General features: G+C 32.6%; 10 protein-coding genes. All 10 read right to left on the bottom strand.

The window, feature by feature from the left end; all coding sequences use genetic code 11:
• Positions 1 to 13: 13 nt before the first annotated feature.
• Positions 14 to 1075 carry a M20 family metallo-hydrolase gene (locus ACXGQT_RS11765; RefSeq protein WP_457828792.1) on the bottom strand — a complete coding sequence of 354 codons (1062 nt, stop codon included), beginning with the start codon at positions 1073 to 1075 and terminating at the stop codon, positions 14 to 16.
• Between the two features lie 130 nt (positions 1076 to 1205).
• The gene (gene argB, locus ACXGQT_RS11760; RefSeq protein ID WP_457828791.1) at positions 1206 to 1985 is read right to left on the bottom strand and encodes an acetylglutamate kinase; all 780 of its coding nucleotides are present in this window, start codon (positions 1983 to 1985) and stop codon (positions 1206 to 1208) included.
• A 99-nt stretch (positions 1986 to 2084) separates the two neighbouring features.
• The gene (locus ACXGQT_RS11755) at positions 2085 to 3044 is read right to left on the bottom strand and encodes an N-acetylornithine carbamoyltransferase (protein ID WP_457828790.1); all 960 of its coding nucleotides are present in this window, start codon (positions 3042 to 3044) and stop codon (positions 2085 to 2087) included.
• A 145-nt stretch (positions 3045 to 3189) separates the two neighbouring features.
• On the bottom strand, positions 3190 to 3798 hold the full coding sequence (locus ACXGQT_RS11750) for a hypothetical protein (protein ID WP_457828789.1): 609 nt from the start codon (positions 3796 to 3798) through the stop codon (positions 3190 to 3192).
• Positions 3799 to 3922: 124 nt separating this feature from the next.
• Positions 3923 to 5050: an aspartate aminotransferase family protein gene (locus tag ACXGQT_RS11745; RefSeq protein WP_457828788.1), complete on the bottom strand. Its 1128-nt coding sequence runs from the start codon at positions 5048 to 5050 to the stop codon at positions 3923 to 3925.
• An 89-nt stretch (positions 5051 to 5139) separates the two neighbouring features.
• Positions 5140 to 6117, bottom strand: coding sequence for an N-acetyl-gamma-glutamyl-phosphate reductase (gene argC, locus ACXGQT_RS11740; RefSeq protein WP_457828787.1), 978 nt, complete (start codon positions 6115 to 6117; stop codon positions 5140 to 5142).
• 125 nt (positions 6118 to 6242) lie between these two features.
• Complete coding sequence (argG, locus tag ACXGQT_RS11735; protein ID WP_068823963.1) at positions 6243 to 7439, bottom strand: argininosuccinate synthase; 1197 nt, start codon at positions 7437 to 7439, stop codon at positions 6243 to 6245.
• A 193-nt stretch (positions 7440 to 7632) separates the two neighbouring features.
• On the bottom strand, positions 7633 to 8247 hold the full coding sequence (locus ACXGQT_RS11730; RefSeq protein ID WP_457828786.1) for a GNAT family N-acetyltransferase: 615 nt from the start codon (positions 8245 to 8247) through the stop codon (positions 7633 to 7635).
• Positions 8248 to 8564: 317 nt separating this feature from the next.
• The gene (locus ACXGQT_RS11725; RefSeq protein WP_457828785.1) at positions 8565 to 11273 is read right to left on the bottom strand and encodes a sulfatase-like hydrolase/transferase; all 2709 of its coding nucleotides are present in this window, start codon (positions 11271 to 11273) and stop codon (positions 8565 to 8567) included.
• 340 nt (positions 11274 to 11613) lie between these two features.
• A complete protein-coding gene (locus ACXGQT_RS11720; protein ID WP_457828784.1) occupies positions 11614 to 13227 on the bottom strand; it encodes a mechanosensitive ion channel family protein in 1614 nt (537 codons plus the stop codon).
• Between the last annotated feature and the right edge of the window lie 205 nt (positions 13228 to 13432).

The following is a 13432-nucleotide window of genomic DNA, read 5'->3' as shown; positions in this document are numbered from 1 at the left end:
AACACTCTTAAAGTTAGACTATTTGATTCAGTAATTTGATGTAAAAATCTACTCCATCATACACTTCTTGTACATAAATAAATTCATCTGCCGAATGAGAACGTAAAGAATCTCCTGGTCCTACTTTTACAGATTGGCAAGTCAACCTACATTGATCTGATAAAGTTGGGGATCCGTATGTTTTTTTACCTAAAGAAATTCCAGATTTTACCAATTCGTGATTTGGATCTATAGATGAGGAATTTAATCGTAAAGAACGTGGAATGACATCACACTCAGTATTTTCTGCTATAATTTCGGCAATTTCTGCATTGGTATATTGGTCCGTTACCCTACAATCTACCACAAAAGTTAATTCTGAAGGGACTACATTGTGTTGAGCACCAGCATTTATTTGAGAAACCGTCATTTTTACCTCTCCTAAAAAAGGAGATACTTTTGGAAATTTATAAGAATTGATCCACTCTAAATCTTTTAACGCCTTAAATATTGGGTTTTGATGATTTGGAATATGTGCTGCATGTCCAGGAGTTCCCGTTACTTTTCCATCAAAAACCACCAAACCTTTTTCTGCAATAGCCAAATCTAACAAAGTAGGTTCTCCCACAATAGCCACATCTATTTTAGGCATGATGTTTTGCATATAAGCAATTCCGTTTTCCCCAGAAATCTCTTCTTCAGCAGTAGCTGCCAAGACAAAATTGTATTTTAAATCTTTTTGAGAATAGAAATATACAAAAGCAGACATCAAACCTACCAAACAACCTCCAGCATCATTAGCCCCTAAACCATACAATTTACCTCCTTCTATTTTTGCTTCAAAAGGATCACGTGTATAGGCTTGATTTGGCTTTACAGTATCATGATGAGAATTTAATAAAATAGTCGGTTTGCTTTCATCAAAATATTTATTGGTAGCCCATATATTATTCAAATCTCGTTTTACTTCAATTCCTCTTTCCTTTAACCATGCTGATAAAATTTCAGCAGTGGGTTCTTCTTCCTTTGAAAAAGATTGGGTTTGAATTAAGGTTTGTAATAATTCTAGTGCTTCTTTTTGTAGTGTTTCTATCATAATATCCTTACTTCTCGATACATTTTTTCGTTCCTCAAAATCACTCGAAGTGACCTCGTAAATTCTTTGTCAGTTCGAGTAAATTCATGTAATAAAATGAAATGAATTTGTATCGAGAACTTATCTAATTTTACAAAGTCAACGTTGTAAACAATTGTTCTTTATTTTTAATCACTGTTGGGTTTCCTATAATCACTTCTGATACTCCTTGTTCTAAAGCATTAAAACAGTTTTCCATTTTAGGTAACATTCCATCCGCAATAATACCATCTGCTTTTAACTGTACATATTTTTTGGAATTGATATCCGTAATTACTGAGTCATTATCCTCTACAGAAGTCAACACTCCATTTTTTTCAAAGGTATACACTAGAGAAACATCATATAAATTGGACATCCCAACAGCAATGGTACTCGCAATCGTATCTGCATTGGTGTTTAACAACTGTCCTTTACCATCGTGTGTAATGGCACAAAAAACAGGAGTCATTCCTCCATTAATAAACGTAGCTATGTTTTGAGCATTGATACCATCAACATCACCAGCAAAACCGTAATCTACATCTACCACCACACGTTTATGAGCCTGAATAGAATTTCCATCCGCACCCGACAATCCCAAGGCATTACAATTTTTACTTTGCAACGTAGCTACAATGTTTTTGTTTAACAAACCTGCATAGACCATGGTTACAATTTCAATAGTTGCTTCATCGGTTACTCTACGTCCGTTGATCATTTTGGCCTCTATACCTAAATCAGCTGCCAATTGAGTAGCACGTTTTCCACCTCCGTGAACCAATATTTTATTTCCCTCTAAAGCTGCAAAATCTGACAAGAAACTCTCTAATGCCTCTGCATTGTTAATTACGTTTCCTCCTACTTTTACGATGGTTAGTTTTTGTTTCATTTTATAAGTACTGAGTAAAAAGTAGAAAGTAAAAAGTATGTGTTCTAAATGTAATCAATCACATTCCTAAACTCAGTACTTTATACTCTATACTAAATACTATTTTAAATTCTCTAATATCTTTTTTAATACAACTTGTGCAGAATAAGTTCTGTTGTTAGCTTGTTTGATGACAATTGAATTTTCAGAATCTATTACTTCATCTGCCACAATTACATTTCTACGAACCGGTAAACAGTGCATAAATTTTGCATTGTCCGTTACTGCCATTTTATCGGCTGTAATCATCCAAGAGCTATCTGTGTTTACTACTTTTCCGTAATCGTTATAAGACGACCAGTTTTTAGTGTAAATAAAATCTGCTCCCTCAAACGCTTTCTTTTGATCGTACTCAATAGTAGCTCCTTTGGTTCTTTCCGGATTTAATTCATATCCTTTTGGATGTGTAATTACTACCTCAAAATCATCTTCGTGAGCTAAGGCCATTTCTGCAAAAGAATTCCCTACTGCATGAGGCAAAGCCCTAGGATGTGGTGCCCAAGACAACACCACTTTTAATTTCTTTTTAGCGGGTTTGTGCTCTTCAATTGTAATAGCATCAGCCAAAGCTTGTAATGGATGCCCTACGGAAGATTCCATATTTAAAATAGGCACTGTAGCATATTTTGTAAAAGCAGACAATACTTCTTCTGCTTCGTCTTTTTCTTTGTCTTCTAACCCTGCAAATGCACGAATCGCAATAATATCACAATATTGAGAAATTACCTCAGCTGCTTCTTTTACATGTTCTGATTTTCCTTGATCCATAATACGACCATCTTCAAACTCTAACTGCCATCCTTCCGAACCAAAATTCATTACAATAGGCTCCATTCCTAAGTTTAACGCTGCTTTTTGAGTACTTAAACGCGTACGCAAACTGTTGTTAAAAAACAACAAACCAATGGTTTTATTTTTTCCTAAAGCTTGATCTTTTAATGGATTCTTTTTTAGCTCAATCGCTTCTTTTACCGTGTCTTTAATACTTGGTAAATCGTGAATGGATAAGTAGTGTTTCATATAAATATGGGATTCGTTGAATCGTATAATTGTTTATTCGCTCTCTTTTAACAAAAAAGAGTTCTTGATTGCTCAAGAACTCTGTAAAATTACTAATAATATTATAGTTGTAATAACTTTTAAAAAGATGGTTTATTTTAATTAATTATAAAAAAACCGAAAAACCTACACTTGACACAAAACCATCTGTTATTGTTTCTCCATCATACCCTTGATTGTCTATTTTATTTTTAGTTGAACTATATCCTAAGAATAAGTCAGTTGAAAAATATTTAGTTAAAAAAAATGAAAAACCACATCCTAATTGATAAGACACTACGTTATAGATTTGTTCATTATTCTGTTCATTTAGAAAAGATGATTTATATTTTGTTTTTCCAAACCCAACGTCTCCTTCTAAGAACACACCCATACGATTATTTGAATAAGCGTATATTCTTGTAAATGGTTTTATTTGATAAGTTATGTTTTTCTGATAAACCTCTGGAGAATCCTGATCACTAGACTGATTGTTATATGGAATATTTACCCCTAAAGCTGTGTTCTTAAGAAGAAAATAGGCTACTTTTACAGAAATATTAAAGTTTTTTGTTTCTACCTCTGTCTCTGAATTATTCATACTTACTGATGAATTTAATGAACTAAACCCTAAACTAGAACTACTTGCACCAATCAAAAAATTTCCTTTTTCTGTTTGTGCATTAATTTTAAACATCACAGAAAACAATAGAGTAACCAATAATATTTTTTTCATATTTATTTTTTTTAGCAAACATAGGAATCTCCAAACAAAAAGTCACACTTTTATATAGTATAAAAGTGTGACTTTTTGTTTGGTAATTATCCCCTTAAAAGGGTTCAAAATTTTGAACTAATCTCTACAACAATTCTTTTAATGCTTTTACAAACACATCAATATCTGCTTTGGTTACATTTAAAGGTGGTAAAATACGCAACAAGTTTTTGTTGTTAGCACCTCCTGTAAATATTTTATAGTCGTAAATTAATTTCTTACGCAATTCTCCTACTTCATAATTAAATTCCAATCCAAGCATTAATCCTTGTCCTTTTACTTGCTTTAAACCTGGAAGATCTTTTACTTGTTCTTGGAAATATGCATTTACCTCTGCAACATTTTGCATTAGGTTTTCTTGCTTCATTACATCTAACACTGCAATACCCGCAGCACAAGCCAAGTGAGAACCACCAAAAGTAGTTCCTAACATTCCGTACCAAGGCTCAATATGATTGGCAATTAACACACCACCAATAGGAAAACCATTCCCCATTCCTTTTGCCATTGGAATGATATCTGCTTTTACTCCATGGTGTTGATGTGCAAAAAATTTACCAGAACGTCCGTAACCAGACTGAACCTCATCTAAAATTAAACACACATTGTTCTCTTTCGTAATTTTTCTTACTGCTTGTAAAAACTCCGTGGTTGGCATGTCTAATCCTCCTACTCCCTGAATAGGTTCTACAATTACCGATGAAACATCTCCTTTGGCAATCTCTGCTTTTACCAATTCAATATCATTTAACGGTAAAATAGTAACCGGATTGTGTGCGTTGATAGGAGCAATAATTTTTGGATTGTCTGTAATAGAAACGGCTCCAGAAGTACGTCCGTGGAATCCGTTTTGAAACGCAATAACTCTAGATTTTTGATTGTAGAACGATGCTACTTTAATTGCATTTTCATTGGCTTCTGCTCCACTAGAACATAAAAACAAAGCATAGTCTTCTCCACAACCAGACAATTCTCCTAATTTATCAGCCAATTCTTGCTGTAAAGGATTTTGAATAGCATTAGAATAAAAACCAATATTACTCAACTGATTTTCTAAAGCTGCTTTGTAAGTTGGATGTGTATGACCAATAGAAATCACCCCGTGACCTCCGTATAAGTCTAAATATTTATCTCCTTTATCGTCCCAAACATAAGCTCCTTGTGCTTTTACAGGAGTTACGTTGTATAATGGGTAAACGTCAAATAATTTCATTTTGATTTAACTTTTAGCCTTTAGTTTTTAACTATTGGCAGTTTATCATCTCGACTCCGCTCGATGACCTTATTAACGCCACAATGTGGCTAAAATGCACTTCCTTTTAAATTCAATCCTAAAGTTTCTTCAAAACCAAACATTAAATTCATGTTCTGAATGGCTTGTCCTGAAGCTCCTTTTAGTAAATTATCAATAGCAGAGTAAATTAAAATTTGATCTCCGTGCTTGATAATAGAAATAGCACATTTGTTGGTATTTACTACTTGTTTCATATTTACAGGTGCCTCCGTAATGTGTACAAAAGGTGCCTCTGCATAATAATCTGTATATATTTTTTTAGCTTCTTCTAAAGTTCCATCGAACTTAGTATAAATAGAAGCAAAAATTCCACGACTAAAGTTTCCTCTATTTGGAATAAAGAACAATTCTCCTGTTTTCCCTTCTTGCAATCCTTCTAAGGTTTCTCCTATCTCCCCTAAATGTTGGTGTGTAAAAGGTTTGTACACAGAAAAATTATTATCTCTCCAAGGAAAGTGAGAAGTAGCACTTGGCGAAACTCCTGCTCCTGTTGCTCCTGTAGTTGCGTTGATGTGAATATCATTCCCTAATTTTTTAGCTTTTGCTAAAGGCAACAATGCAAACTGAATACAAGTGGCAAAACAACCAGGATTGGCAATATATTTTGCTTTTTTAATTTCCTCTCTTCTAACTTCTGGCAATCCGTACACAAACTCTTTCCCTTCAAAAACCATATCGGCATTTAAACGAAAATCATTACTTAAATCGATGATTTTAGTGTTGTCAGAAAATGTATTGTTTTGTAAAAAAGTAGTAGAATTTCCATGTCCTAAACACAAAAACAACACATCAACCTCTGGATTAATAGTATCTGTAAAATCTTGTTCGGTATCACCCAACAAGTCTGCATGTACTTTGTATAATTTGTTTCCGGCATTAGAAGTACTGTATACAAAATCTAAAGTTAACTCAGGGTGATTCATAATCAACCTAATTAATTCTCCTGCTGTATATCCTGCTCCTCCTACTATTCCTGCTTTTATCATTTCATTTTAGTTTTTAAAGTTATACAATCTCGACTACGCTCGATCACCTAACAACTTTTAAACATTTTTTTTTCTAGTTAAATCGATTAAACAAAAAACGATTTATTCTATAAACAACTTTTTAATTATGCCTCTAACAAATCTTTATTTACATGGTAAAAGATTTTGTTTTGCATTCCGTATATTTTTATAAATCCTTTGGCATCTTGACTAGACCAAGCGTTGTTTTCTTCTCCGTAATCTGCAAATCCAGAAGCCATTAAATCGTATTTAGAGTCTATTCCTGTTACAATAAAATGATAAGGACGTAAGGTTACATATACATCTCCACTTACTGTTTTTTGAGAATCTTCTAAAAACTTTTCTATGTTACGCATTAAAGGCTCTAAGTACTGACCGTCGTGAAACAAGGTTCCGTATGTAGTTCCCAATCCTTCTTTGGTAATTTGTTGCGCTTTAGATAATGTGTGTTTTTCTAACAAGTGATGTGCTTTGATAATGACTGTTGCAGCAGCAGCTTCAAAACCAACACGCCCTTTAATTCCCACAATGGTATCTCCAACATGGATATCTCTACCAATGGCAAAAGCAGAAGCAATTTCTTCTAACTTTAAAATATTATTTACTGGGGTATCTTTCACTCCATTAAACGCCACTAACTGACCTTTGTCAAAAGTTAAGGTTACCTCTTCTTCGTCTTCTCTTTTTAATTGACTTGGATACGCTTCGCTAGGCAATGCTTTTTGAGACTTTAACGTTTCTACTCCACCTACTGATGTTCCCCAAATTCCTTTATTGATAGAATATTTAGATTTTTCCCAGTTCATATCTACTCCGTGAGATTTTAAATAATCTATCTCAGTTTGACGAGATAATTTTAAATCACGAATTGGAGTAATGATTTCAATTTCTGGTGCTATGGTTTGGAAAATCATATCAAAACGAACTTGGTCGTTTCCTGCTCCAGTAGAACCATGTGCAATGTATTTTGCTCCAACAGATTTTGCATATTTCACTACCTCAATAGATTGAAAAACACGCTCTGCAGATACAGACAATGGATAAGTATTGTTTTTTAATACGTTTCCATACACCATATATTTAATGGCTTTGTCGTAGTATTTTTCTAAAATATCTTTATTTTCATGAGAAGTTACTCCCATTTCATAAGCTTTTTTCTCAACGGCAGCCAATTCTTCTTTAGTAAAACCACCTGTGTTTACCAAAACTGAATGTACTTCTAGCTTTAATTCGTTGATTAAATATTTTACACAATACGAAGTATCTAAACCTCCACTATATGCCAATACTACTTTATCCATGATATTTATATAATTTATAGGTGTTCGAGCGTAGTCGAGAACAATTCATCTCGACTACGCTCGATGACCACTTTACCTTAAACAGTAATGATTTAATATTCAGTCCGCAAAAATACGGAATGTGAATGAAACATTAAAAATTAACAGATGAAAACACTAATCCTAGATTGGATTAGGTTTTTTAAACAAATTATTAGCTTTTTTTATGAAAAATCTTGTCTTTCAATTTTGCTAACTTTGCTTTAAACTCCCAACTAGGTTCTTTAACAGACTTCTTACGTTCTACCTCTTTAGGATCGTGCAACATACCTGTACACAAACACATTTTGCGTTCGTTACGTTCTAAAATATCGAAGTTTTTACATGATTTACATCCATTCCAAAAAGCTTCATCTCTAGTTAGCTCTGAAAAAGTAACAGGCTTATATCCTAACTCATAATTAATCTTCATTACAGCCAATCCAGTTGTAATACCAAAAATTTTAGCATCAGGATACTTTTCTTTAGAGTGATTAAATACTTTTGTTTTGATTTGCTTTGCCAATCCTTGATTTCTATAATCAGGATGTACAATTAAACCAGAATGCACTACGTAAGATTTATTCTCCCAAGTTTCTATATAACAAAACCCTGCAAACTTTACTCCGTCTAAAGCAATTACTGCATCACCACTTTCTAATTTTTTCTTGATATACTCCGGCGTACGTTTAGCAATACCTGTACCTCTTACTCTTGCAGAAGTTTCAATAGTATCGCAGATAATGTCGGCGTATTTAAAGTGTGATTTGTTAGCAGTTACAATTTTCATTGTTGTTGATATAATTTATAAGTTGTTTTCATATTTGTTGATGTTGTCTAAAATTGTGAATAGCACTTTATTAAAGTGACTACTCCCTACATCGTCGCCTACGAAAACATACAACAACAGTCTTGTAGATAAACATATCTACAAAATAAGAAGAAAATAATAATTCACCTGCTAACTGCATGATTTAAAATAAAAAAATAGGTGGCAAAAGTACAATTATAAATTAAATTGATGAAAATTATTTAAGGTATTCTAAAAAAAGAAGGGTTCGTTTTTAAATTTAAAAATGAACCCTTCTTTTTGGCTATGTATTCTCACTACTCAATTACTATTTTTTCTGTGAGTTTAACGCCATTTTCAAACGTTAATTTCATCAAATAAATACCACTAGACAACTTAGATACGTTTATCCTATTATTATTATTAATTACTGTATAAACCTTACTTCCTGAAACATTATAAATACTTACTTCTGAAAGCTTATATGGAGAATTAATATTGATATAATCTCTCGCTGGAATTGGAGAAATTTGTAAAGTCTTTCTAACTTCACTTTCAAAACTTAAGTTCAAACTCGTTAAACTTGAAGTAAAAGAATCAAACAAATAAGTTCCTACATTTTTTCCACAAATAGCTTGCACCTCAATTTCAGTAACTCCAGAATCAATCGTAAATTCATATTCAAAATATTGATAAGTAGATGTTAAAGCAAATGGAGGTGAAGTAGAAGCTCCAGCAAGATTTGTTTTGATTTTAAACTCAAAATCTGCTCCAGCATCCGCTGATTTTGCATAACACCCTATGGTTAACTTATCACCATCAATAGTACCTGTATAATTAGTGTTTGACAATGCAACCTTACCATAAGTTGCTTCAGCAGTAGTTACAACAACCTTTGCTGCCACTGAACCTGCTTGTACATCACTTGTCTCATTACTTAATGAAGCTACAGCTGAACCAGAAGCACCTAAAGACCAATCTACATTATAACCAGATTCAAATCCTGGATTCACAACCACTTCTGTACCTGGTGATGTAACACTAACTGGATAAGTACCAACCACATCATCTAAATACAATACTCCCTGTACTTCTCCACATTGAATTCTCAACACAACATTATCTGTATCTACCTCATCTAAAGTAAATGTTTCTTCGTATTTAGCATAAGTTGATGTCACATCAAACTTGGTATTTCCTGTATAAGTTTTAGCAGAACCACTAGACTCTTGAACTTTTAATTGAAACTTTAATTTTGCTGCATCAGGAGATTTTGCATAAGTTGAAACTGTGATTGTTTTCCCATTTAAATTCCCTTCAAATAAAGTATTTTCAATTCTTACGTGCCCTAAATTACCTGCAGTAGTCACTTCCACTTTAGCAGCTCCACTACTACTATTTCTTGACTCTGAAGCTCCATCAGCTAACTTTGCAACAGCTGAGTTTGTATACGTTAAAGACCAATTAATATCAAACCTACACTCAAAATCTCCATTACGAACTATTGAACCATTTACAGGAGCAGCACATAATTCTCCAGGCTGAATATCAGAACCTGTTTCTGCATTCATCTCTTCATAAAGAGTTTGTTGTGTTTCTATAAAACTTGTATTGGTTACAGTATGAGAAGCTCCAACCTCACTACGCTTATCAAATAAAATCTTTTTTAACTCAGCAACTTTAGCAGCGTTGTCAGCACTTATATCATTTGTTTCTCCTGGATCCGCAACTACATCATATAATTCATATTGCCAGTTGTATTTTAACTCAACCAACTTATATTGACCTTTTCTTACAGCTGCCATAGATGGATTCCCTGTTCCCACTTTAGCAAAATCATAATTCCAAACAATCGCTTCAGATCTTTCATAACCAGTATTTTCAAGAGCATCCTTAAAACTTATACCATCTTTATGTTGAGAAGAAATCAAAGAAACTCCTGCTATTTCTAACATTGTTGGATAATAATCTGTACCTACAACAGGTGTATCTTCAACGACACCATGTCTAAAACTTGGACCATAAACAATTAATGGTAAACGAATTCCTCCTTCGTATAACCATCCTTTACCTGTTTTTAAAGGCTTATTAGAAGTTACCATTTCTCTATTACTAGAAATTGGCACTGTTGAAACACCTCCGTTGTCCGAAGTCAAAATAATTACAGTATTATCTTCTATCCCTAAGTCTACTAATTTAGCTCTAATATCTCGTAAGCTTTCATCAATACTCTGAATCATAGAAGCATAAGTTACATTGTCTTGATACAGCTTTGTTTTTCCTGTTAACTCATTTACAGAAGCATCTACAGGGTAATTATTCACCGCATTTTTATCTGCATATTTTGATTCATATGCTGCTTTTCCTTCAATTGGGGTGTGTACACCGTAGTGAGAAACCATTGCCACAAAAGGCTGTGTAGGATTTGCAGCTACATGATCTCCAATCCACTTATTCGTTTCCAAAGTAAGTCTATCTGTTAAGTACTCTTCATCATCACCACTTCTAGGAGTATCAGTGTCATTTGTACCATCAAATCTTGTGGTACCAATATGCGGTAATTGCCCTTCAGTATCATTTTTATACGGAAACCAATAGGTTGGAGGTGAACCAAACTCACTACCTGCTATGTTAGTTCCGAACCCTTGTGCTTCTGGCATTTCATCTGCTTGGTGTGCCAAGTGCCATTTTCCTGTAAAAAAAGTTGCATAACCAGCATCATTCAATGCTTCCGCCCACGTATAATGACTTGCCGTTAAATTACTCAACTCTGGTCTATAAGCATATTGTCCAGACATGATAGATTTTCTAGATTCTACACATCTTGGAGCAGCCTCATATGCATTCGTAAACCTAATACCATCTGCTGCTAATTGATCTATGGCTGGTGTTTCGTAAAAAGTAGATCCGTAACAACCAGAATCTGAATACCCAAAATCATCAATAATAAAAAAAATGATATTTGGTTGTTGAGCAAAAACCGTTGTACTGATGATACTAAATACTAAAAAGAATAAAGCTCTCATATATTTAATTTTAAAATAGCATAACAAATTTAAAGACAAACTTATCTTACCTAGGTTTGTAATACATCTTAAAAGGTATAATAATCAACTATACCATCTTTTTTATAGTCAAACGACTACTATTAAACACCTGAAATTATTTTTTTAGTTAAGTTTTATGCAAAAAAAACGCTGTCAAGTAACCAGCTTGACAGCGAAGAAATAATCAACATGAATATAATTAAATCAATTAATTATGAAACAATAAGTTCAACAAAACATTATTTATATTTATTTCAATATTCTCAAATATAAATATATTTTTTATTAAATATTTAATTTTAACTAAAAAATATTACCACTACTTAAAATTTCTATCAACATTACTTACAATTTCATTAATTCTTTCAGATTCTGTATTGTACGTAACACTCATATTTTTCTTTTCTGGAAACTCTTCTATCATTACCGTCTGAGATGGGAAGGCAAAATCTACCCCTAACTCTGCAGCTAACTTTAAAATAGCCATGTGTAATCTATGTTTTGAAGTTTGTTCAACTCCCCATTCTAAAGACAAGAAATATGTATTCACTAATATTTCTAAAGCAGAATCTCCAAAACCTGTAAACTCTACATTGTAAGATTTTGTTAAAGTTTCTGGATGAATTTCAATAATTTTTCTAACCCCTACTACAAAAGCCTCAATTAACTCAGGAGGAGTATCATATCTTATTCCTAATTTAGTTTGATATCTTCTATATTGTCTTAATCCTTTATTATTAATTACTATTTCAGACAATTTACTGTTAGGAATAGAAAATATAGAAGTATCTACCGCTCTAATTCTAGTAGACCTAAACCCTACTTCCTCTACTGTTCCTTCAACTCCACCCCCTTCAATCCAATCTCCTATTTGAAATGGCTTGTCTAAAAAAATCATAAACGTACCTATCAAATTCTTAACCGTATCTTGAGAAGCCAAAGCAACTGCCAAACCTCCAATAGAAGCTCCTGCAATTACAGTAGTTGTATTGACTCCAAAAACAGTTAACATTTTTAGAACCCCCAAAAAGATTACTAAAACTTTTAACAACCTACTTAAAATAGGAGCTAACTGATCATCTAACTTACTTTCCGTTCTGGCAGTATAGGTTACAAATACTTCTATAATTACACTTACAATTTCTAAAAACACATATATCCAAAGAACTATTTGTCCTATTTCTAACCCCTTTATTAAAAAAGAATTGATATCAATCTGAAACTGTAATGTAGGAACATAAACTTCCACCAAATAAAACACAATTAACAAAGCCGATGGTCTTGATAACTTATCTAAGGTCTTACTTAAAGAATCATGCGCAAACTTTATAAATAAAGATTCTAATACCTTTAAACAATAAAAAACAACCTTATTAATTATCCAAGCTAAAAAAGCTCCTATAATAATAAAAAGAATAATTCCAACATACTGCCAAAGTTCAATACCTAAAACCTCTACATGTCCAAAACCAGGCACTATACTTTTAATAAAATCTGTCCCTACAGGGAATACATTGTGATATAAAGCAAAAATCTTATCACTTGTTTCTTCACTATAATACCATTTACCATCTATTTTTTCTAAGTAAATTTCTGGTAATCTATCAGGAAATAAAACATATTGGTTTTTAATTTCTACACTATTTATTGTGTCTTTATAATTGGCATTTAATGGTACATTTTTAAAATCTACCTTTAACCCTTTTCCATCTAGTACCTGCTTTATTTTTAAAGCAATGTCTATGGATTTTTCTTGACTTTTACCATAAATAACCCTAGCCGCATTTACTTCATTATAACTTTCTGGCTGTAAAAAATGTAAATGTGTATAAATGGTTTTATACGGGTTAGATAAATCGACCTTAACTTCATCATTACTTTGCGCAAATAATGACAGTGAAATTAAAATAAAGAATAATTGTATTTTTTTCATGTTGATTCATTGGTTATCAATATCAAAAATAAGGATTTGTAACGGCTCTAAACAGAAACACATCATATTATTTAACATAAAAAAGCTTCTAACCACATGGGTTAGAAGCTTAATGAATTAACTAAATATCAATCAAATAATCATCATTGATTAGAATATTTACTTAGTAAGATTATATTATTTGCAAAAGGTTTAACCCAACCAT

The organism is Wenyingzhuangia sp. IMCC45467 (assembly GCF_054111205.1).
The sequence above is the reverse complement of the archived record's forward strand: the minus strand, read 5'-3'. Positions and strand labels throughout refer to the sequence as shown.